General features: G+C 66.1%; 23 protein-coding genes and 1 pseudogene. 15 read left to right on the top strand and 9 right to left on the bottom strand.

What is annotated here, in order from left to right; all coding sequences use genetic code 11:
* The first annotated feature begins 66 nt into the window (after positions 1 to 66).
* The 3 genes from tuf (at position 67) to VN856_RS12490 (ending at position 3,136) form a co-directional block, all read left to right on the top strand.
* Positions 67 to 1,257, top strand: coding sequence for an elongation factor Tu (gene tuf / locus VN856_RS12500; protein ID WP_325689427.1), 1,191 nt, complete (start codon positions 67 to 69; stop codon positions 1,255 to 1,257).
* 117 nt (positions 1,258 to 1,374) lie between these two features.
* On the top strand, positions 1,375 to 2,235 hold the full coding sequence (locus VN856_RS12495) for an SHOCT domain-containing protein (protein ID WP_325689425.1): 861 nt from the start codon (positions 1,375 to 1,377) through the stop codon (positions 2,233 to 2,235).
* A 73-nt stretch (positions 2,236 to 2,308) separates the two neighbouring features.
* Positions 2,309 to 3,136, top strand: a complete 828-nt coding sequence (locus VN856_RS12490) for a mycofactocin-coupled SDR family oxidoreductase (RefSeq protein ID WP_325689423.1) — start codon at positions 2,309 to 2,311, stop codon at positions 3,134 to 3,136.
* On the opposite strand, the gene rocD is transcribed toward VN856_RS12490, so the two are convergent.
* On the bottom strand, positions 3,133 to 4,377 hold the full coding sequence (gene rocD, locus VN856_RS12485) for an ornithine--oxo-acid transaminase (protein WP_325689421.1): 1,245 nt from the start codon (positions 4,375 to 4,377) through the stop codon (positions 3,133 to 3,135). The two genes, VN856_RS12490 and rocD, sit on opposite strands and share 4 nt — an antisense overlap.
* On the bottom strand, positions 4,374 to 5,234 hold the full coding sequence (ddaH, locus tag VN856_RS12480; protein WP_325689419.1) for a dimethylargininase: 861 nt from the start codon (positions 5,232 to 5,234) through the stop codon (positions 4,374 to 4,376). Before ddaH ends, rocD begins: the two co-directional genes overlap by 4 nt.
* Before the next feature lie 113 nt (positions 5,235 to 5,347).
* On the opposite strand from ddaH, the gene VN856_RS12475 reads away from it, so the two are divergent.
* Positions 5,348 to 5,800 carry an Lrp/AsnC family transcriptional regulator gene (locus tag VN856_RS12475; RefSeq protein ID WP_325689417.1) on the top strand — a complete coding sequence of 151 codons (453 nt, stop codon included), beginning with the start codon at positions 5,348 to 5,350 and terminating at the stop codon, positions 5,798 to 5,800.
* A 37-nt stretch (positions 5,801 to 5,837) separates the two neighbouring features.
* Entirely contained in the window at positions 5,838 to 7,022 is a 1,185-nt protein-coding gene (locus tag VN856_RS12470; protein WP_325689415.1) for an NAD(P)/FAD-dependent oxidoreductase, read from the top strand.
* On the opposite strand, the gene VN856_RS12465 is transcribed toward VN856_RS12470, so the two are convergent.
* Together VN856_RS12465 and VN856_RS12460 are read right to left on the bottom strand one after the other, a co-directional pair.
* Positions 7,019 to 7,591, bottom strand: coding sequence for a TetR/AcrR family transcriptional regulator (locus VN856_RS12465; RefSeq protein WP_325689413.1), 573 nt, complete (start codon positions 7,589 to 7,591; stop codon positions 7,019 to 7,021). The two genes, VN856_RS12470 and VN856_RS12465, sit on opposite strands and share 4 nt — an antisense overlap.
* The gene (locus VN856_RS12460; protein ID WP_325689411.1) at positions 7,588 to 7,941 is read right to left on the bottom strand and encodes a DUF962 domain-containing protein; all 354 of its coding nucleotides are present in this window, start codon (positions 7,939 to 7,941) and stop codon (positions 7,588 to 7,590) included. Before VN856_RS12460 ends, VN856_RS12465 begins: the two co-directional genes overlap by 4 nt.
* Positions 7,942 to 8,013: 72 nt before the next feature.
* Between VN856_RS12460 and VN856_RS12455 the strand changes: the two genes are divergently transcribed.
* Positions 8,014 to 8,814 (top strand): alpha/beta hydrolase, encoded by an 801-nt coding sequence (locus VN856_RS12455; RefSeq protein WP_325689409.1) that lies wholly within the window; start codon positions 8,014 to 8,016, stop codon positions 8,812 to 8,814.
* A 16-nt stretch (positions 8,815 to 8,830) separates the two neighbouring features.
* On the opposite strand, the gene VN856_RS12450 is transcribed toward VN856_RS12455, so the two are convergent.
* The 4 genes from VN856_RS12450 to mftR form a co-directional block, all read right to left on the bottom strand.
* Positions 8,831 to 9,706: a VOC family protein gene (locus VN856_RS12450; protein WP_325689407.1), complete on the bottom strand. Its 876-nt coding sequence runs from the start codon at positions 9,704 to 9,706 to the stop codon at positions 8,831 to 8,833.
* On the bottom strand, positions 9,703 to 10,221 hold the full coding sequence (locus VN856_RS12445) for a sigma-70 family RNA polymerase sigma factor (protein ID WP_325689405.1): 519 nt from the start codon (positions 10,219 to 10,221) through the stop codon (positions 9,703 to 9,705). Before VN856_RS12445 ends, VN856_RS12450 begins: the two co-directional genes overlap by 4 nt.
* 67 nt (positions 10,222 to 10,288) lie before the next feature.
* Complete coding sequence (locus tag VN856_RS12440) at positions 10,289 to 11,329, bottom strand: DUF2332 domain-containing protein (protein WP_325689403.1); 1,041 nt, start codon at positions 11,327 to 11,329, stop codon at positions 10,289 to 10,291.
* On the bottom strand, positions 11,329 to 11,925 hold the full coding sequence (gene mftR, locus VN856_RS12435; protein WP_325689401.1) for a mycofactocin system transcriptional regulator: 597 nt from the start codon (positions 11,923 to 11,925) through the stop codon (positions 11,329 to 11,331). The genes VN856_RS12440 and mftR overlap by 1 nt, the downstream gene beginning before the upstream one ends.
* Positions 11,926 to 12,027: 102 nt before the next feature.
* Between mftR and mftA the strand changes: the two genes are divergently transcribed.
* From mftA to VN856_RS12395, 8 genes are all read left to right on the top strand, one after another.
* A complete protein-coding gene (gene mftA, locus VN856_RS12430; protein WP_325689399.1) occupies positions 12,028 to 12,123 on the top strand; it encodes a mycofactocin precursor MftA in 96 nt (31 codons plus the stop codon).
* The gene (mftB, locus tag VN856_RS12425) at positions 12,108 to 12,434 is read left to right on the top strand and encodes a mycofactocin biosynthesis chaperone MftB (RefSeq protein ID WP_325689397.1); all 327 of its coding nucleotides are present in this window, start codon (positions 12,108 to 12,110) and stop codon (positions 12,432 to 12,434) included. Before mftA ends, mftB begins: the two co-directional genes overlap by 16 nt.
* Positions 12,431 to 13,615: a mycofactocin radical SAM maturase gene (mftC, locus tag VN856_RS12420; RefSeq protein WP_325689395.1), complete on the top strand. Its 1,185-nt coding sequence runs from the start codon at positions 12,431 to 12,433 to the stop codon at positions 13,613 to 13,615. The genes mftB and mftC overlap by 4 nt, the downstream gene beginning before the upstream one ends.
* Positions 13,616 to 13,617: 2 nt before the next feature.
* Positions 13,618 to 14,817 (top strand): pre-mycofactocin synthase MftD, encoded by a 1,200-nt coding sequence (gene mftD, locus VN856_RS12415; protein WP_325689393.1) that lies wholly within the window; start codon positions 13,618 to 13,620, stop codon positions 14,815 to 14,817.
* Positions 14,818 to 14,945: 128 nt separating this feature from the next.
* On the top strand, positions 14,946 to 15,686 hold the full coding sequence (gene mftE / locus VN856_RS12410; RefSeq protein WP_325689391.1) for a mycofactocin biosynthesis peptidyl-dipeptidase MftE: 741 nt from the start codon (positions 14,946 to 14,948) through the stop codon (positions 15,684 to 15,686).
* Between the two features lie 49 nt (positions 15,687 to 15,735).
* Positions 15,736 to 17,148, top strand: coding sequence for a mycofactocin biosynthesis glycosyltransferase MftF (mftF, locus tag VN856_RS12405; RefSeq protein ID WP_325689389.1), 1,413 nt, complete (start codon positions 15,736 to 15,738; stop codon positions 17,146 to 17,148).
* A 3-nt stretch (positions 17,149 to 17,151) separates the two neighbouring features.
* Positions 17,152 to 18,597 (top strand): mycofactocin system GMC family oxidoreductase MftG, encoded by a 1,446-nt coding sequence (mftG, locus tag VN856_RS12400; RefSeq protein ID WP_325689429.1) that lies wholly within the window; start codon positions 17,152 to 17,154, stop codon positions 18,595 to 18,597.
* Positions 18,598 to 18,664: 67 nt separating this feature from the next.
* A complete protein-coding gene (locus VN856_RS12395) occupies positions 18,665 to 19,330 on the top strand; it encodes a TetR/AcrR family transcriptional regulator (protein WP_414686939.1) in 666 nt (221 codons plus the stop codon).
* On the opposite strand, the pseudogene VN856_RS12390 reads toward VN856_RS12395, so the two are convergent.
* Positions 19,296 to 19,502 (bottom strand): annotated as a pseudogene (locus VN856_RS12390) (cytochrome P450); the annotation flags it as partial. The gene VN856_RS12395 and the pseudogene VN856_RS12390 overlap by 35 nt on opposite strands.
* A gap of 137 nt (positions 19,503 to 19,639) precedes the next feature.
* Here VN856_RS12390 and VN856_RS12385 point away from each other — a divergent pair.
* Positions 19,640 to 20,017: carboxylesterase family protein (locus VN856_RS12385; protein WP_325689385.1), on the top strand; the 378-nt coding region annotated here is incomplete at its 3' end.

Raw genomic sequence — 20,017 nt, 5'->3', positions numbered from 1 at the left:
ACCGCGGCACAACTGAAATAACAACACTGCTTTAACAAGCACCAACAAGTCCAGGAGGACACAGAAGTGGCGAAGGCGAAGTTCGAGCGGACGAAGCCGCACGTCAACATCGGGACCATTGGTCACGTTGACCACGGCAAGACCACGTTGACCGCGGCTATCACCAAGGTCCTGCATGACAAGTACCCCGCACTCAACGAGTCGCGCGCGTTCGACCAGATCGACAACGCGCCCGAAGAGCGTCAGCGTGGTATCACGATCAACATCTCCCACGTGGAGTACCAGACCGAGAAGCGTCACTACGCGCACGTCGATGCGCCGGGCCACGCTGACTACATCAAGAACATGATCACCGGTGCCGCCCAGATGGACGGCGCGATCCTGGTGGTCGCTGCCACGGACGGTCCGATGCCGCAGACTCGCGAGCACGTGCTGCTGGCCCGTCAGGTCGGTGTGCCCTACATCCTGGTCGCGCTGAACAAGGCCGACATGGTCGACGACGAGGAGCTGCTGGAGCTCGTCGAGCTGGAGGTCCGCGAGCTGCTGGCCGCCCAGGAGTTCGACGAGGACGCACCCGTCATCAAGGTATCGGCGCTCAAAGCCCTTGAGGGTGACGAGAAGTGGGTCAAGTCCGTCGAGGAGCTGATGGATGCGGTCGACGAGTCGATCCCGGACCCGGTCCGCGAGACCGACATGCCGTTCCTGATGCCCGTCGAGGACGTGTTCACCATCACCGGTCGTGGCACGGTGGTCACCGGTCGTGTCGAGCGCGGCGTGATCAACGTGAACGAGGAAGTCGAGATCGTCGGCATCAAGCCGGCCAGCACCAAGACCACGGTCACCGGTGTGGAGATGTTCCGCAAGCTGCTCGACCAGGGCCAGGCCGGTGACAACGTCGGTCTGCTGCTGCGTGGTATCAAGCGTGAGGACGTCGAGCGCGGTCAGGTCGTCGTGAAGCCCGGCACCACCACGCCGCACACCGACTTCGAGGGCAGCGTCTACATCCTGTCCAAGGACGAGGGTGGCCGGCACACGCCGTTCTTCAACAACTACCGTCCGCAGTTCTACTTCCGCACCACCGACGTGACCGGTGTGGTGACGTTGCCGGAGGGCACCGAGATGGTGATGCCCGGTGACAACACCGAGATCGTGGTGAAGCTGATCCAGCCCGTCGCCATGGATGACGGCCTGCGGTTCGCGATCCGTGAGGGTGGCCGCACCGTCGGCGCCGGCCGGGTCACCAAGATCATCAAGTAGTTTCCACAGCAGGAGCGGCGTTCACCCGACAGGGTGGGCGCCGCTTTTGCGTTATGCTTCGCATCGCGTAGCGATACGCTGTCCCGCGTCATCGATCGGCCGACGACTGGAGCAGTCATGCTTGCGCGCTATATCAAAGCTCAAATCATCGTTCTGATTTGCGGCGGCCTCGTCGGCCCGATCTTTCTCATCACGTACTTCGCGTTGCCGAGCCTGATGGGTAATCAATTCGATTCCGTCGACTCCTCTATCTCCTCGTCGATCCGGGACAACACCTCGTGGCTGCTGTGGGTCGGCCTGCTGATCACGATCATCGACGTAGTCGTCGCCGTGTGGCTGGCCAATCGCGGCGCCCAGTCCTCAGCCAAAATGGCTCACCTCCAGCAGGCCGGGGTGCTCGCTATGGGGCAAATCCAAGGTCTGACGGAGACCGGCATGCGGATCAACGATCACCCGGTGATCAAGCTGGACTTACGCATCACCGGCCCCGGCGTCGATTTCAACGACCAGAAGCGGGTCACCGTCGGCTTCTCCCAGCAGTCCATCGTCACCGCCCGCAAGCTCGTCGTGCTGGTGGATCCCAACACCCGCGAATACGAGATCGACTGGCAGGCAAGCGCATTGATCGCCGGAGTGGTGCCCGCGCAGTTCACCAGCACCGAGGACCACGCGACGTACGACCTCAGCGGCCAGGCCGGCCCCCTGATGGAGATCCTGCAGATCTACAAGGCCAACAACCTGCCGTTCAGTGGCACCGTCGACATCCGCAACTACCCCGCGGTGCGCCAGCAAATCATGGCTGTGGTCCGGCGTGCCGCGGCTGCGCAGCCCACGCCGGCCGCAGCCGGTGGCGTGTCCGCGCCGCCACAGGCATCTGCGGCTCAACGCCTGGATGAACTGCAGAAATTGCACGCCAGCGGTGCGCTCTCGGACGCCGAATACGCCGCGGCGCGACAGAAAATCATCGCCGAGATCTAGCCCAGCTGCGGGCGATTAGAACACGTTTCAGTTCCGCTGCTAGCCTGATCGACAGTCGTCGAAAGGGGCTACGGTGTCCGGTCCGTCGGGAACCCTGCAGGGGCGGGTGGCCTTCATCACCGGTGCCGCGCGTGGCCAAGGCCGCGCCCATGCGGCCCGGCTGGCACACGAGGGTGCGGACATCATCGCGCTGGATATCTGCGCGCCGGTGTCCGACAGCATCAGCTACCCGGCGGCTACCCCGGAGGATTTGGCGGAGACCGTCCGAGCGGTCGAAGCTGAGGGACGCAAGGTGCTCGCCCGCCAGGTCGACATCCGCGACGACGGCGCCGTGCGACAACTGGTCGCCGACGGCGTCGAGCAGTTCGGCCGCCTCGACATCCTGGTGGCCAACGCGGGAGTGCTGAGTTGGGGACGGATCTGGGAGCTGTCCGACGAGCAGTGGAATACCGTGATCGACGTCAACCTGACCGGCACGTTCCACACCCTGCGCGCCGCGATCCCGGCAATGATCGAAGCCGGCAACGGCGGGGCCATTGTCGTGGTCAGCTCGTCGGCCGGGCTGAAGGCCACACCGGGCAATGGCCACTACTCGGCCTCCAAGCACGCACTCACCGGACTGACCAACTCGTTAGCCATCGAGCTCAGCGAGTTCGGCATCCGGGTCAACTCGATCCATCCCTACTCGGTGGAGACGCCGATGATCGAGCCGGAGCTGATGATGCAGGTGTTCGCCGAGCACCCGCATTTCATCCACAGCTTCGGTCCAATGCTGCTGCAGCCCAAAGGATTCATGGGCGCCGCCGAGGTATCCGACGTCGTGGCGTGGCTCGCCGGAGACGGCTCCGGCACATTGACCGGAGCGCAAATCCCGGTCGACAAGGGCGTGCTGAAGTACTAGGGCGCCATCGACGTCAGGGTATCGGCGAATCTGTCGACAGCCCAGTCGATTTCCGTCGCGGTGATCACCAGCGGGGGAGCGAAACGCAGCGTCGATCCATGGGTGTCCTTGACGAGGACGCCGCGCTCGGCCAGTCGCAGGCTGAGCTGTTTGCCGGTGCCGAGTGCGGTATCGATGTCGACGCCGGCCCATAACCCCCGTCCGCGCACCGCAACAACTCCGTGACCGATCAACTTCTCCAGTCGCCAGTGCAACCGGGCTCCCAGCCTCGTTGCGCGGTCCTGGAATTCACCACGGGTCAGCATGGACACCACGGTGGTGCCGATCGCGGCCGCAAAGGGGTTGCCGCCGAACGTCGACCCATGTTCCCCGGGGTGTAGTACCCCCAGAACTTCGCGATCGGCCACCACCGCGGACAACGGAACCACGCCGCCGCCCAGTGCCTTGCCGAGCAGATAGATATCGGGCACCACATCCCAGTGGTCGCAGGCGAAGGTGCGGCCGGTGCGGGCCAAGCCCGACTGAATCTCGTCGGCGATCATGAGAACGTTTCGGGCTGTACAGACTTCGCGCACCGCCGGCAGGTACTGGTCCGGCGGCACGACGACGCCGGCCTCGCCTTGGATCGGCTCCAGCAACACCGCGACCGTGTGCTCGTCGATCGCGTCGGCCAGCGCATCGGCATCGCCGAAGGGCACCGAACGGAAGCCCGGCGTGAACGGCCCGAAGCCGCACCGCGCCGTCTCATCCGACGAGAAGCTGACGATGCTGATCGTCCGGCCGTGAAAGTTGTTGTCGGCCACGATGATATTCGCCTGGCCGACCGGCACACCCTTGACGTCGACGCCCCATTTGCGGGCAACTTTGATCGCGCTTTCGACCGCCTCGGCGCCGCTGTTCATCGGCAACACCGTGTCCTTGCCGCAGAGCGTCGCCAACGCCGCGCAAAAGGGCCCCAGGGCCTCGGCGTGAAACGCACGGCTGACCAAAGTCACGAGGTCGAGTTGTGCGTGGGCCGTCGCAATGATCTCCGGGTTGCGATGCCCGAAATTCACCGCCGAGTACGCGGCCAGGCAGTCCAGGTAGCGGCGCCCCTCGACATCCGTGATCCATGATCCTTCGGCGCTGGCGGCCACCACCGGCAGCGGTGAATAGTTGTGCGCGGTGTGGCGCTCGTCGATCGCGATCGCTGATGCGGTCAGCGTGCCGCCGCCGGCGATCACGGTGTCCAACACTGTCATGAATACATCTCCAGCGTGCAGCATTTAACCGACCCGCCGCCCTTGAGTAGCTCGGGCATATCGACGCCGATCGGTTCGAAGCCGGCGTCAGCCAATTGCCTGGCGAACCCGACGGCCGCGGCCGGGTGCACCACGTGGCGGCCATCGGAGACGGCGTTCAGGCCGAACACATAAGCATCGGCACTGTCCACCACGATCGCCTCGGGGAACAGGGTCTCCAGATGCGCCCGTGCGACATAGGTGAAGGCCGGGGGATAGTAGGCGATGGTCGTGTCGTCGAGCACGGTCAGCGCGGTATCGAGATGGTAGAAGCGCGGATCAATGAGTTCGAGGCTGATCACCCGGCGACCGAAGATCCCGGCGATCTCGCCGTGCGCCCGCAGGTCGGTTCGAAAACCGTACCCGGCCAAGATGTCATCGCCCACCGACAGCAGATCGCCCTGGCCTTCGTTCACGTGGCGCGTATGCCGCGGCTGGTAACCATGAGCTCTCAGCCAATCGGCATAGGCAGCTGACTCCTGTTGGCGTTGAGCATATTTGAAGCGTGCGACAGCGGCCGTGCCGTCGAGTATCAGGCCACCGTTGGCGGCGTACACCATGTCGGGCAGCCCGGGCACCGGATCAACCAGATCGACGGTGTGTCCCAATTGCAGGTAGATGTCGTAAAGGCGCTGCCACTGCGTGACCGCGGCGGTCGTGTCGACGGGGTCGGTGGTGTCCATCCAGGGATTGATCGCGTAGTCGACCGCGAAGAACTGCGGCGGCGTCATGACGTAGTGCCGGACCCGCGCGCGGCGTTCGGTGGCCGTCGCGGCTTTGTTCCGGGTGTCGATCCCGGACTCCGCGAAGATCGTCATAAATCAACGGTAAGGGACTTCAGCGTGCAATGTATCGATGTTCATTGCGTTTATAGGCCGTATTTATTGCGTCAAATGGCATAATTGGGAGGTCTGTTAAGGCTGGAGGGCTGATGGACCGGTTGGACGGCATCGACGAGCAGATTCTGGCCGAGCTCGCCCTGCATGCCCGGGCGACGTTCGCCGAGATCGGAGAGCGGGTCCGGCTGTCGGCCCCCGCGGTCAAACGGCGCGTCGACCGGATGCTCGACAGCGGTGTGATCAAGGGTTTCACCACCGTCATCGACCGGACCGCGGTGGGCTGGAACACCGAGGCCTATGTGCAGGTTTATTGCCATGGCCGAATCTCGCCGGATGAGCTGCAGCGGGCCTGGATCGATATTCCCGAAGTCGTCAGCGCCGCAACGGTAACCGGCACCGCCGACGCCATCCTGCGGGTGCTGGCACACGATATGCGGCATTTGGAAGACGCCCTGGAGCGAATCCGGACCAGCGCCGATATCGAACGCAGTGAGAGCATCGTCGTGCTGTCGAACCTCATCGATCGGTCACGCGCCCAGGGGTGACCAACCGTCGGCCTCTGCGGTCGTGTATGAACTCCAAATGACCACTAGCTCAGGCGGCAACGGAATTCTGATCGTCGGCGGGGGACTCGCCGCGACCCGGACCGCTGAGCAACTTCGTCGGGCGGATTTCACCGGTCCGGTCACCATCGTCAGCGATGAGGTGCACCTGCCGTACGACCGCCCCCCGCTGTCCAAGGAGGTCCTGCGCAGCGAGGTCGACGACGTGACGCTCAAGCCGCGCGAGTTCTACGACGAGCAGAACATCACCTTGCGGCTGGGGTCGGCGGCTACCGGCATCGACACCACGGCACAGACCGTCACGCTCGACGACGGATCCACGCTCGACTATGACGAACTCGTCATCGCGACGGGCCTTGTGCCGCGCCGCATTCCGGCGTTCCCTGACTTGGATGGCATCCGGGTGTTGCGTTCGTTCGACGAAAGTCTGGCCCTGCGCCGGCACGCGTCGCAAGCACGGCACGCGGTGGTGGTCGGCGCCGGGTTCATCGGCTGTGAGGTTGCGGCCAGTCTGCGCGGATTGGGCGTCGACGTCGTGCTGGTCGAACCGCAGCCCGCGCCGCTGGCGGCCGTCCTTGGCGAACAGATCGGCGAACTGGTAGCCCGGCTGCATCGCGCCGAAGGGGTCGACGTGCGCACCGGCGTCGGGGTCGCCGAGGTCCGGGGCGCTGGCCACGTCGAGACCGTGCAGCTGACCGACGGCACCGAGTTCAGCGCCGATCTGGTCGTCGTGGGCATCGGATCGCGGCCGGCGACCGACTGGCTCGACGGCAGCGGCATCGAGGTCGACAACGGCGTGATCTGCGACGCCGCCGGACGGACAAGCGCGCCCAACGTGTGGGCGCTCGGCGATGTGGCGTCCTGGCGCGACCCCAAGGGACACCAAGTGCGGGTGGAACATTGGAGCAACGTCGCCGAACAGGCTCGCGCTGTCGTGCCCGCGATGCTAGGCCAGGACGCACCCACCAACGTCGTCGTCCCGTATTTCTGGAGCGATCAGTACGACGTCAAGATCCAATGCCTGGGTGAGCCCATCGCCACTGACACCGTGCATGTCGTCGAGGACGATGGTCGTAAGTTTCTCGCCTTCTACGAGCGCGACGGCGCGGTGGCCGGCGTCGTCGGCGGTGGTATGCCCGGCAAGGTGATGAAGTCGCGCGCGAAAATTGCTGCTGCGGTGCCGATTTCGGATGTCTTGGGCTAATCCATGAACCGCTCGAGGGCTTCGCGTAGGCCGGGAAGTGCCGTCGCTGCCTGGTATTCGATAAGTGCGGCTTCGGCGACCATGCCTATCCACAGTTGCGCGCTTTCATAGGGATAGGGTCGCTTCAGGGCGACGAAGTCGGCCTGGCAAAGCTCGGCGCTGGCGTGGTTGCGCCGGGCGATTTCATCGGTGACCGCGGGCTCCGCGCGGGCCTCCAGCAGCAGGGCGCGTACGCCTCGGTCGCGTAGGCAGCCGTCGAGGTACGTGGTTGCGACGGCGGTCAGGCGACGGCTCCCCGGCGGCATGCCGTCGATGGCGGCTTGAACCTGGACGTTCAATCGGTCATGAAATTCTCGGTGCAGCGCAAGGAGATACGAGGCGCGGTCGCCGAAATGGTGAAAGAAGGTGCCCTTCGCCACGCCGGCTTCCTGCACGATCAGGTTGACGCTCAAACCGGCCAACCCGGTGCGGTCGGCCAGCCGCAGGCCGGCGTCGATGAGGGCTTCTCGGGTTTTGGCCATCGCCTCCTTGCGCACGCCCTTAGGCGCTGCGGAGGGCGTCGAGGTCATCCGGGCACTCTAACCGCTGCCCTGCGTGCGGCCGTGCGCTGACTGCGCCGGGCGAGCAACTCGCCATACTGCTCGCACACGTGGATCACCCCGGTGAGTTGATAGGTGATCCAGCCTTTGTGGGTCGACGGCAGATTGTGCTCGAAGAATCGATGGCCGGCGATCTGTAAGAGCCACCCTCCCAAGAACATTGGCAGCCCCGCTCGGGGTTTGGCGAACAGCAGCGGGATTCCGGCCGCGATCACAGGTGTGCCGACCATGTGCGTGAAACGCACGCCGCGGCTGGTGTGTTGGGTCCGGTAGTAGGCCATCTTGTCTGAGAACGGTGCATCGGGTGCGGGGGCAGTCATCGGTCGCTCCTTGAGTTAATGATCGCCTCAATGTACCGTTGACTGACCGGTCGGTCAATGAAAGGACATGAGATGGTCGCGATGGTCGAAACACGAGTGGGGAAGGTCGCCTACAGCGACGTCGGAGAAGGACCCACAGTGGTGCTGCTGCATGCCACGCTGCACGACCGGCACGATTTCGACCCGATCGTGGAACGCCTCCAGCGCGATTACCGGGTGATCGCACTGGACTGGCCGGGTCACGGTGAGTCGCCGGCGCCGAGCCGGCCGCCGGCCGCTGCCTTGTACGCCGACGTGCTGGCCGACGTCGTCGCCGCGCTTGATCTGCCGCCGGCCGCATTCGTCGGCAACTCGGTCGGGGGTTTTGCTGCGGCACGGTTGGCGATCACTGACCCACAACGGGTTTCGCGGCTGGTGTTGGTCAACACGGGCGGTTTCATCGCCAGCCCGGTTACCAACCTCTACTGCCGGATACTCGGCAGGCCCGCGGTGATGAAACGGGTGCTGCCGCGGTCCATTCGCAGCTACATGAAGGCGACCAGCGAGAACGATCGCGCCGTTCAGGAACGCGCGCTGGCCCGTGCTCACACCCGCGAAGGTGTCGTCCTGACAGCGGCGCTGTGGCGCAGTTTCGCTGCGCCCGAACATAATCTGCGACCATACGCCGATCGCATCACCGCGCCGTGCCTGATTGTCTGGGGATCGAAAGATACCGTAGCTCTCATGCGTTTTGGTCGCGCCACTGCGGCCGCAATACCGGGATCGCGGTTAGAGGTGCTGCCCACGGGTCACGTGGTGTTCTCCTCGGACCCGGGCGGATTCTTGGCCGTCGCCGAGCCGTTCCTGGCCGCTGCCCGCGACAGCGTGCAGTGACCGGAAATGCGTCGACTCAGAACTCGCCGAGATAGAACGGCGAGCCCTGGTCGTCGGTGCACTCGGCCTGCATCCCGTATGGCTGCCGCGCCGGCTCCGCTAATACGGTTCCGCCGGCTTCACGGACTCGTGCGACGGCCGCCTCGATGTCTGCCACCGTCCACATCGGGACGGTGGCCGGCCGTGCGTTGCCGCCCCCGACTCCGGCCATCGGGCGGGTGTTCTGCACCTGCCAACCGTCGTCGATCCGCCCCGCGGTGAAGCTCCAGCCCAGAATCCGGGCATAGAAGTCGCGGAAGGCCGCTGAGTCGGCCGTTCGGTAGGTGACGTAGGCCAGTTCGCCAGGGCCAGAGCCGTTGAGCGCCAACCGTTTCTGGGGGCCGGGTGGTTCGTACACCGCGAACGCGACGCCCTGCGGATCGGTGGCATCGACGATGGTGCCGTAGTCGGTTCGGCGCACCTCACCCGGCGCGCCGCCGGCGTCCGCGATCGTTTGACCCGCCGCGTGCACATCCGCCACGGCATAGCAGCAGAACAGCGTGGGCGCGGCCGAGGCCGCGGCGATGCCGACCGGAAGCTCGGTGTTGGTCACCTGGTGCGCGGCGGGAGCATAGGACCAGCCGAGCACGTGTCGGTAGAAATCGGCCGCGCGTGCGGGGTCGGGCACCCAGACCGACACATACCCGATGTCGCCGTGCTGAATGAGTTCGTCGGTGGAGGGCTTGTTCAGTGCGGCAATCTCTGCGTCGGTGTTGCTCATCTCGACTCCTTCTGTTCGATGTGGCAGGGTCAGCGCCGACTCCAACCGGTGACGCAGCCGCGCGGCGAACACCGGATCGGGCTGTACCGGAAGGTCTTCGGCGCGCAGCACGTTCAGCGGATCGTGATTCATGACGTGCCTCCTTCCGGGTAATTCTGTTTGAACGCTCGACGGGCGCGGACCAGGAGTGCCTCGGTGGCATGGACCGTGCGCCCGATCAGCTCGGCGCATTCCGGTACCGAGCAGTCGTCCATGTAGCGCAGCGCCAGCACGGTGCGGTGTGGTTCGGACAACCGGGTCAGCACGCTTTCGGCGACGAGGCGGTCCAGCTCGGCGTCCCAGGTGTCCACCGAGCCGACCGGCTCCGGCAATTCGGCCACCGGCACGGTGAGCCGATCATGTCGGCGTCGGTAATGATCGGCGAGCTTGTGCCGTGCCACCCCGATCAGCCACGGCACACCGATCGGCGGCGGATCGTTCTTGCGGGCAGCATCCATCGCCGCGAGGAAGGTTTCCGAGGTCAGATCTTCCGCGATAGTGCGATCGGCGCAGCGACGAATGAAGTACCCATACACAATCGGCAACGCCTGGTCATATAGCGCAAGCAGCGCCCGGGCGGCGTCGTTGGGGTCCGGTAGCGCGCTCACACTCTTATCGTCGCGGTGGCGCCGGAAACTCCGACGGGTAAGCGAGAAAAATTCTTCGCCGCCGTCGCTATTCCCAGGTGACCGGTGGACCGTGGGGCGAGCACACGCCCAGCAGCCGGTCATCCCCACCGGGCCAGCACCGGGCACGGACCGCGAACTCGACCGGAGCGTCCGGTGTTCGCCGATGCGGTTCCAGCATCAAATGGGTGAACGGGGACTCGGCACGCGCGCGTGCCCCCAGTTCATCGATCTCGGCCGAGACGGTTTCCTGCTCGGTCACCGACAGGTATTGCCACATGATCGAATGCCACAGCACGGTAAGCGAGCCGGACGTAAGCTCCAGATCCGCAACGGCGTCGGTGGCATTGCGAAGGTGCAACGGCGCCGGCACCCGCCGGGCAATATCGATCGCGCCGCGCAACCGCTCCAGCCGCGCCGGCTGGTCGGGCCAGACATAGCTCAGCAACGTCAACTCGCCGTCGGCGCTCGTCGCGTCCAGCGGCGCGATGTCGTAGCCATGACGTTCGGCGATCCGCAGGCTCGCGGCGGGAGGCAGTGGGCCCCGCCACGCGTCGTCGACGATCACCGGTGAATCGGCCGGGCCCCACTCGCCGCCGGGATAGCGATAACGGTAATGGTCGGCGCGTAGGTTCAGCCCGGCACTGCAGCCGATCTCGAAAAGCCTTACCGGCGAATCGAATCGGTCGGCCAGAGTCAGCAGGCCGCCGATCAGCGCAGCCGACCGGCCCACCTCGTTGGTCTGCGGGGGTTGGTCAAGAGCGCCACGCAGATAATCGGTGTGCTCGGAGGCGGCCCGCACGATATCGGGCCATCCGGCTTCGGCATCCCAGTGCCCGCCGACACTGGGATACCAGGGGCGCAGCGCCGGCGCGCGGCCGTCGAGAACCAACCGGTGCAACCCGCCGAGCAGCCTCAGCGGCAAAGCCAGCCGGCCGGAATCGTTTTCATGTCCGGCCAGGATCGCCGCGAACACACCGTCGGCTTCGACGTCGGCGGCCACCTGCTCCAACACGTCGCCGTACATCGACGAACCCATGGCCGTGCAGACCTGCCCCTGCACCTGAATGGTCTGCAGCAGCCGGCTCATCAGCCCAGGTCCTTCAGTCCGGCGCGGACGACCTCGAACGCGTCGCCAATCGCCTCCGGCAGCGAGACGGATTCATCGGCCAGCCAGTGCTCGTAGGCGCTCAGCGCCACGCCGAGCATCATCCACGCGACCGTCTGTGGCGTCAGGTCGGCGGTCTTGGCGCCGGTTCGGCGTGCCACGAAGCCCGCGATCACGTCGCGCCACCCCGCGTACATCGTCATCGAATATGCTTGCAGCTCAGCTGTTTGCAGGATCACCCGCATCCGTTGCCGATGCCGGACGGTCTCGGACTCGTCAAAGGTGTTGAACGACAGAAGCGCATCGCGCAGGGCCTCCCCGAGCGGCATACCCGGATCGACATGGTCCAGCAGGTCTCGCAGGTGCTGCAAGTGAGCGTCGAAGTCCCCCCACGGAATTGCGTTCTTCGACGCGTAGTAGCGGAACACGCTCCGGCGCGCGATGCCGGCCGCGTGCGCCACGTCGTCGACGCTCACCTCCGCGAATCCGCGTTCGGCGAACAGCCCGAGCGCGACGTCGGAGATGTGCTCACGCGTGGTGGACCGGCGGCGGCCGACCCGAGGCTGCTGCTGCGCCATGGTCCCCGCCCTTCCATTCCGGCACTCGATGCCATATTCTGACTGAGATTTTGACCACGTCGACTCGAATTGTCGAGCCCCGAACGAAGGAAAGGCAACGTCATGGAGCCGAACCAGCAGACCGACACCGACACCGAGCTCGTCACCGAGACCCTGGTTGAAGAGGTGTCCATCGACGGGATGTGCGGGGTCTACTGATCGTGAGCGTCCCCGCACAGGAGCGGGGCGAGTTCGACCCCGATCGCGCATGGCGGTTACACCCACAGGTGGCCGTGCGGCCAGAGCCCTTCGGTGCGCTGCTGTATCACTTCGGAACTCGCAAACTGTCGTTCCTGAAGAACCGCACCATCCTCGCGGTGGTGCAATCGTTGGCTGAATACCCGGACGTCCGCGCCGCCTGCCGGGCCGCAGGCGTGGAGGACTCGCAGCAGCAGCCCTACCTGCATGCGCTCGGCGTGCTGGCCGGGTCGCACATGCTGGTGCGGGCCGAAGCGAAGGAGGCAGCATGACCTCGACGGTGCCACGTCTCATCGAGCAGTTCGAACACGGGTTGGACGCACCCATCTGCCTGACCTGGGAGTTGACCTACGCATGCAATCTGGCCTGCGTGCACTGCCTCTCGTCGTCGGGCAAACGCGATCCGCGTGAGCTGTCCACACAGGACTGCAAGAACATCATCGATGAGCTGGAACGCATGCAGGTGTTCTACGTCAACATCGGCGGCGGGGAACCGACTGTACGGCCTGACTTTTGGGAGTTGGTGGACTATGCCACCGCGCACCACGTTGGGGTGAAGTTCTCCACCAACGGCGTGCGGATCACTCCCGAGGTGGCAGCCAAGCTGGCGGCCAGTGACTACGTCGACGTCCAGATCTCACTGGACGGCGCGACGGCCGAGGTCAACGACGCCGTGCGGGGTCCCGGATCCTTCGCGATGGCCATCCGGGCGCTCGAGAACCTCGCCGCCGCCGGATTCTCCGACGCCAAGATCTCGGTGGTCGTGACTCGCCACAACGTCGATCAGCTCGACGAATTCGCCTCGCTGGCAAGCCGATACGGCGCCACCCTGCGTATCACCCGACTGCGGCCCTCTGGCCGCGGCGCCGACGTATGGGACGACCTGCACCCGACCGCCGACCAGCAGGTGCAGCTCTACCAGTGGCTGGTCGCCAAGGGCGATCGAGTGCTGACCGGCGACTCCTTCTTCCATCTGTCCGGGCTCGGCGAACCGGGCGCGCTGGCCGGGCTGAACATGTGCGGCGCGGGGCGGGTGGTGTGCCTGATCGACCCGGTCGGCGACGTGTACGCCTGCCCGTTCGCCATCCACGACCGCTTCCTGGCCGGAAACGTGTTGTCCGACGGCGGGTTTGACAAGGTCTGGAAGGAGGCCCCGCTGTTCCGGGAGCTGCGCGAGCCGCAGTCCGCGGGCGCCTGTGGCAGCTGTGGGCATTACGACAGTTGCCGCGGTGGCTGCATGGCGGCCAAGTTCTTCACCGGCCTGCCGATGGACGGACCCGACCCGGAGTGCGTTCAGGGCTACGGCGCACCGGCGCTGGCACAGGAACGCGACAAACCACGCCCGGCGGGTGACCACTCGCATGGCCGGCGGAAGAGCGGACCCGTACCGCTGACGCTGTCCGTGCAGCCACTCACTCCGCCGCAGCGGCTGTGCAACGAAAGCCCGGTCTAGCCGTGGCCCGTGAGGTCTGGTTCGAGACGGTCGCGATCGCCCAGGAGCGCGCCAAGCGGCGACTGCCCAGGTCGTCCTATGCCGCGCTGGTGGCCGCCAGCGAAAAGGGGCTGACCGTCTCCGACAACGTCGAGGCGTTCGGTGAGCTGGGTTTCGCGCCACATGTGGTCGGCGCGGTCGAGAAGCGTGATTTGTCGACCACCGTTATGGGACAAGAGATTTCCCTGCCGGTGATCATCTCACCGACGGGCGTGCAGGCGGTCGACCCGGACGGCGAGGTGGCCGTCGCGCGCGCGGCAGCGGCACGCGGCACGGCGATGGGGTTGTCGTCATTTGCCAGCAAGCCGATCGAGGACGTGATCGCCGCCAACCCGAAGTTGTTCTTCCAGGTCTACTGGTCGGGCGGGCGCGACGTGATCGCCGAGCGGGTCGAGCGGGCCCGGCAGGCGGGTGCCGTCGGTTTGATCGTCACGACCGACTGGTCGTTCTCGCACGGCCGGGACTGGGGCAGCCCCAAGATCCCGGAACAGATGAACCTGCGGACCATGCTGCGGATGTCACCGGAGGTGATCACTCGTCCCGGTTGGCTGTGGAGGTTCGGCAAGACGCTGCGTCCACCCGATCTGCGGGTGCCCAACCTGGCCCGCCGCGGTGAGCTCGGCCCACCGTTCTTTGCCGCCTACGGGGAGTGGATGGGCACTCCGCCGCCGACCTGGGCGGACATCGCCTGGCTGCGCGAACTGTGGGGTGGCCCGTTCATGCTCAAGGGCGTGATGCGCCTCGACGATGCGAAAAGGGCTGTGGATGCCGGTGTTTCGGCGATCTCGGTGTCCAATCACGGCGGCAATAACCTGGATGGCACCCCGGCGTCGATTCGCGCGCTGCCCGCCGTTGCCGATGCGGTCGGCGACCAGGTCGAGGTTTTGCTGGACGGCGGCATCCGGCGCGGCAGCGACGTGGTGAAGGCGCTGGCGCTCGGCGCGCGCGCCGTGATGATCGGCCGCGCCTACCTGTGGGGCCTGGCGGCGGCCGGGCAGCCCGGCGTGGAGAACGTGCTCGACATCCTTCGCGGGGGTATCGACTCCGCCTTGATGGGTCTGGCGCGTGCCTCGGTGCACGACCTCAATCGGGACGACGTTCTGGTGCCGGATGGTTTCACCCGGACGCTCGGCGCGGGCCCACCCGCGGCAGGGGGAGCGTAGCCCCTCGCGGATGCGAGACCAGCGGGTATGTTGATACTCACGTGGCGGACGTGGCGTCGGTGACCGGCCTTAGTGAACGGCCGGCAGGAAAATATTTTTCGAGAGCGCCAACAACCGATGCACTGCAGGTGAATTCGTCTTACCATCACCGAGTGGTCCAGTCCGAACTCGGGGGCTCTACGTCGAGCCAGCTGCAAAGCATGCCGTTAGGGCTCACGATACCGGTTGGATCCACCGAGCAGCACGGTCCCCATTTGCCCCTCGACACCGACACCCGGATCGCGACCGCCGTCGCCCGCGAGGCGACCGCACGGCTCGCCGGTGAGTCCGGCTTGGAGTGGATGCTGGCGCCGGCGATCGCCTACGGCGACAGCGGCGAGCACCAGAGCTTTCCCGGAACGATCTCCATCGGCACCGACGCCCTGAGCGCGTTACTGCTGGAGTACGGCAGGTCGGCGACCTGCTGGGCACAGCGGCTGCTGTTCGTCAACGGCCATGGCGGCAACATCGCGGCGCTGAGCCGGGCGGTGAATCGACTGCGGTCCGAAGGGCGTGACGCCGCGTGGTGTCCGTGCGTGGTCGCCGGCGGCGACGCACACGCGGGGCACACAGAAACTTCAGTATTGCTGAATATTTCGCCGGCCCACGTGCTGACCGACCACTGGCGCGCGGGCAACGGCGCGCCGTTGTCCGACTTGCTGCCCTCGATGCGCCGTGGGGGAGTCGCGGCAGTCAGCGAGGTCGGGGTGCTGGGCGACCCGACCACTGCAACCGCAGCCGACGGTGAGCGGATACTGGCGGAGATGGTCGAAGACTGCTTGCGCCGGATCCGGCGCTGGGCCCCGGCAGCCGACGGGATGCTCACATGACCCGCGCCGACGACGGTGCCGGCGTAGCCGGCACCGGGGAGTGGCGCCTATGACTCAGGCGCGGTTGCCGGACGGATTTGCCGTGCAAGTCGACCGGCGGGTCAGGGTGCTCGGCCAGGGGGCGGCTTTGCTGGGTGGTTCGCCGACCCGGATATTGCGGCTGGCCCCCGCTGCCCAGGACATGCTTGCCGACGGCCGGCTCAAAGTCAGCGACGCGGTCAGCGCCGAACTGGCCCGGACCCTGCTCGACGCCACGGTGGCCCACCCGCGGCCCGCCGGCGGTCCATCACACCGTGACGTGACCGTCGTAATTCCGGTGCGCGACAACACTTGTGGCTTGCGTCGGCTGCTCACCTCGTTGCGTGGCTTGCAGATCGTGGTGGTGGACGACGGGTCATCGACCCCGATCACGCATGAGGATTTCGCCGGGGCGCATCCGAACATCGAGATTTTGCGGCACGCGCAGAGCAGGGGTCCGGCCGCGGCGCGCAATACCGGCCTCGCCGCCTGCAAGACGGGCTACGTCGCCTTCTTGGATTCCGACGTCATCCCGCGGCGGGGCTGGCTGGAAGCTCTACTCGGCCACTTCTGCGACCCGACCGTGGCGCTGGTCGCCCCGCGGATCGTGGGCCTGGCGCACACCGACAATCCGGTCGCGCGCTACGAGGCGATTCGCTCGTCGCTGGATCTCGGTCACCGCGAAGCTCCGATCATTCCCTACACCACCGTTTCCTACGTACCCAGCGCCGCAATCATTTGTCGCACTTCGCCTTTGCGTGATGTCGGTGGCTTCGACGAAACCATGCGTTCCGGTGAGGACGTTGACCTGTGTTGGCGACTGGTCGAGGCCGGCGCCCGGCTGCGCTATGAGCCGATCGCCCAAGTGGCGCACGATCATCGGACCGAATTGCGGGATTGGGTTGTACGCAAAGCGTTTTACGGTGGCTCGGCCGCCCCGCTGTCGGTGCGTCACCCGGACAAGATCGCGCCACTGATGATATCGGGATGGGCGCTGACTGCGTGGATCCTGATGGCTATCGGCTCGAGCTTCGGATACCTGGCGTCACTGTTCGTGGCCGCGCTGACCGGTCGGCGGATCGCGAAAAGCATGCAAGGCACCGAGACCCAGATGTGGGACGTTCTGACGGTGGCGGCCCGCAGCCTCTGGTCGGCGGCGTTGCAGCTGGCGTCGGCGATCTGTCGGCACTATTGGCCGGTCGCGTTGCTGGCAGCCATTGCGTTCCGATCGTGCCGTCGGGTCGTGCTGGTCGCCGCCATCGTCGACGGGGTGGTGGATTGGGCCAGTCGCCGGCAATCCGCCGATGACGACGCCCAGCCGATCGGGCTACTCACTTACTTGCTGCTCAAGCGGGTCGATGACCTGGCCTACGGTCTCGGGCTCTGGTACGGCGTGGTGCGTGAGCGCAACATCGGTCCGCTCAAGCCGCAGATTCGAGTCTGAGTCCTGACCGCAGCGGCATTGCACAGCGATGTCCTGATCATCGGTGCGGGAAGCGCTGGATCCGTTGTTGCAAATCGTGTTTCGGCTGACTCACGTTGTTCGGTGACTGTGCTGGAGGCCGGGCTCGGCCTGGCCGATCCGCTACTTCGCGCCGAAACGGCGAACGGGCTACGGCTACCCATCGGTGCCGCCAGCCCGTTGGTCGAGCGCTATCAGACGCAACTCACCGAACACCCGGTCCGCCAGTTCGCGATCATGCGCGGCGCTACGGTCGGCGGCTCGGGCGCCGTCAACGGTGGCTATTTCTGCTGGGGTCTGCGCCGCGACTTCGACGGCTACCGGCTACCCGGCTGGGGATGGTCTGACGTTGTCGAGCACTTTCGCGCGATCGAAACCGATCTGGATTTCACCGGGCCGGCTCACGGTGATTCGGGTCCGATAGCGGTCCAGCGAACGCGTGAAATCGTCGGTGGCACAGCGATGTTCGTTGAGTCCGCGCAGCGGCACGGGTTCGGCTGGCTACCCGATCTCAACGACGTGGACAACCTCGCCGCTTTGCCATCAGGCGTAGGGGCGGTACCACTCAACATCGTCGACGGGACGCGGATCGGTCCCGGGGCCGCGTATCTGCTGCCCGCGCTGGAGCGCGCCAACCTCTCTTTGCTGACCCAGACGCGCGCCGTCCGACTGCGTTTCTCCGGCGGTCGCGCAGTCGGTGTCGACGCCATCGGACCGGGTGGGCCGATCACGGTGAGAGCCGATCGCGTGGTGTTGTCGGCCGGTGCGATCGAATCCGCGCACCTACTCATGCTCTCGGGTGTCGGCGACGAGGCGATGTTGCGGACCGCCGGAGTAGACCTGGTGGCCCGGTTGCCGGTCGGTCTGGCATTCAGCGACCACCCGGAATGGGTGCTGCCAACGACCTGGGCGGTCTCAACCGGCCGGCCGGTGCTCGAAGTGGTGCTCAGCACGCCCGACGATGTGGAAATCCGGCCGTATACCGGTGGCTTTGTGGCGATGGTCGGCGACGGGACGGCAGGACATCCGGACTGGCCGCACCTCGGTGTGGCGCTGATGCGGCCGCGGGCCCGCGGCCGGCTGACCCTGGTTTCCGCGGATCCGCTGATCCGGCCGAGGATCGAGCATCGCTACGACAGCGAGCCCGGCGACGTCGCGGCATTGCAGGCCGGCTGCGATCTGGCTCGCGAAATAGTCGGCTCGACAACGCAAGTCGGTGATCCCGGTTGGTCGACGTCGCAGCATCTGTGTGGCACCGCGCCGATGGGCGGTGTCGGGGATCCGGTGGCAGTCGTCGACCACCAGTGCCGCGTGCACGGTATCGACGGGCTGTGGGTGATCGACGGGTCGGTGCTGCCGACCGTCACCAGCCGCGGCCCGCACGCCACCATCGCGATGCTGGGGCATCGGGCCGCGGAGTTCGTCGGCTGAATCGCCGCGCGGTCGGTATCGGGCCGGGCAGGCGCTTTGCGTAGGCTGTCCAGATCGGATGAAGGAGGTGGTCACCATCACCGACAAGACCGATCCTCGGCCGGCGCGTTCCCGGGCTCGGTTGCTGGAGGCCGCCACCGCCTTGCTTCGCACCGGCGGGCCGAGCGCAGTCACCGTCGACGCGGTCACGCGTGGCGCCAATGTGGCCCGGGCAACCCTGTACCGCCACTTTCCGAGCGGAAATGAGTTGCTGGCAGCGGCTTTCAGCGGACTGATCCCGCCGGCGCCAATGCCGTCCGAAGACGGCACCCTGCGCGATCGGCTGATCGCGGTGGTGCTGGCATTCGGGCAATCGATCGCCGAGGCCCCGGGCATGGTGACGGCGATGAGCTGGCTGGCGCTCGGGCGAGACCTGGAGCAGTTGCCGGAATCGCGTCAGACCCGCACCGCCGACAGCCCCGCGATCACCACGCTGCGCGAACGGATCGCCCAGCAGTACGCCGCACCGTTCGATGCGATCTTCGACAGCCCCGAGGCCGCCGAACTGGGCGATATCGACCGCTCGCGGGCGATCGCCTTGCTGATGGGCCCGGTAGTGCTGGGTCGGCTGTCCACCCTGCCGAATTTCGATTACCGGGAGTGCACGCGGGCCGCGGTCGATGGCTTTCTGCACGTGCAGCGCGCCCAGAACGCGGCGCTCAACGCACCTGGTAGCGAATCGGCCGGTGCTTGAGACCGCCGACGAACGTCGTCGAGATGAGCTCTGGGTCTCCCTTGAGCTCAACGGTTTTCAGCCGCGGCAGCAATTCGGCGAAGAAGCTGTTCACGTCCATCCTGGCCAGCGCTGCGCCCAGACTGAAATGCACCCCGTAGCCGAATGCCAAGTGCTTGTTCGGGTCGCGGCCTCGTCAACGATCGGTGCGCTCATCGACCTGTTCACTCGCCGGGTTGATCGGGATTTATTGACATGTGTCAGGTTAAAGTCTCCGTGATTGGGGATTTTCCGATGAGCACTTTCGGCTAATCCGTAGGCTGTCTTTCCGTGCCGATCCGATCGTCTCGTCGCCGCAGGGCCTGGGCTGCCCTGCTGGTGACGGCTGTGACGGCGGTGGCTTGCGGGCAGGGCGCCCTCGTCACGCCCCGAAAGGTCGAACCGGCGTACGCCGGTCCACTGGATGCCGGCGTCGTGCGCACCGCGATGGGATCCGTGCGCGGTCAGGTCGCCTCGGATTACCGCTTGTTCCAGAGCATTCCGTATGCGGCGCCGCCGGTGGGGCCGTTGCGGTGGCAGCTACCGCGGCCGGCGGCGCATTGGCCGGGGATGCTGGACGCCACCAAGGCCGGCCCGCAGTGCATGCAGGACACCGGACCCAATCCGCGGGTCGGCAAGCCGACCAGCGAAAACTGCCTGACGCTCAAC

This window comes from Mycobacterium sp. (assembly GCF_035603715.1).
Lineage (GTDB): Bacteria > Actinomycetota > Actinomycetes > Mycobacteriales > Mycobacteriaceae > Mycobacterium.
Note: the sequence above shows the minus strand (reverse complement) of the source record. Positions and strands in the feature narration are given on the sequence as shown.

Excerpts from the sequence above, each read along its gene's own strand:
- VN856_RS12495 (WP_325689425.1), top strand. The coding sequence starts at position 1,375 with ATGCTTGCGCGCTATATCAAAGCTCAAATCATCGTTCTGATTTGCGGC.
- rocD (WP_325689421.1), bottom strand. The coding sequence starts at position 4,377 with ATGACAGTGTTGGACACCGTGATCGCCGGCGGCGGCACGCTGACCGCA.
- ddaH (WP_325689419.1), bottom strand. The coding sequence starts at position 5,234 with ATGACGATCTTCGCGGAGTCCGGGATCGACACCCGGAACAAAGCCGCG.
- VN856_RS12475 (WP_325689417.1), top strand. The coding sequence starts at position 5,348 with ATGGACCGGTTGGACGGCATCGACGAGCAGATTCTGGCCGAGCTCGCC.
- VN856_RS12470 (WP_325689415.1), top strand. The coding sequence starts at position 5,838 with ATGACCACTAGCTCAGGCGGCAACGGAATTCTGATCGTCGGCGGGGGA.
- VN856_RS12465 (WP_325689413.1), bottom strand. The coding sequence starts at position 7,591 with ATGACCTCGACGCCCTCCGCAGCGCCTAAGGGCGTGCGCAAGGAGGCG.
- VN856_RS12460 (WP_325689411.1), bottom strand. The coding sequence starts at position 7,941 with ATGACTGCCCCCGCACCCGATGCACCGTTCTCAGACAAGATGGCCTAC.
- VN856_RS12455 (WP_325689409.1), top strand. The coding sequence starts at position 8,014 with ATGGTCGCGATGGTCGAAACACGAGTGGGGAAGGTCGCCTACAGCGAC.
- VN856_RS12450 (WP_325689407.1), bottom strand. The coding sequence starts at position 9,706 with ATGAATCACGATCCGCTGAACGTGCTGCGCGCCGAAGACCTTCCGGTA.
- VN856_RS12440 (WP_325689403.1), bottom strand. The coding sequence starts at position 11,329 with ATGAGCCGGCTGCTGCAGACCATTCAGGTGCAGGGGCAGGTCTGCACG.
- mftR (WP_325689401.1), bottom strand. The coding sequence starts at position 11,925 with ATGGCGCAGCAGCAGCCTCGGGTCGGCCGCCGCCGGTCCACCACGCGT.
- mftA (WP_325689399.1), top strand. The coding sequence starts at position 12,028 with ATGGAGCCGAACCAGCAGACCGACACCGACACCGAGCTCGTCACCGAG.
- mftC (WP_325689395.1), top strand. The coding sequence starts at position 12,431 with ATGACCTCGACGGTGCCACGTCTCATCGAGCAGTTCGAACACGGGTTG.
- mftF (WP_325689389.1), top strand. The coding sequence starts at position 15,736 with ATGACTCAGGCGCGGTTGCCGGACGGATTTGCCGTGCAAGTCGACCGG.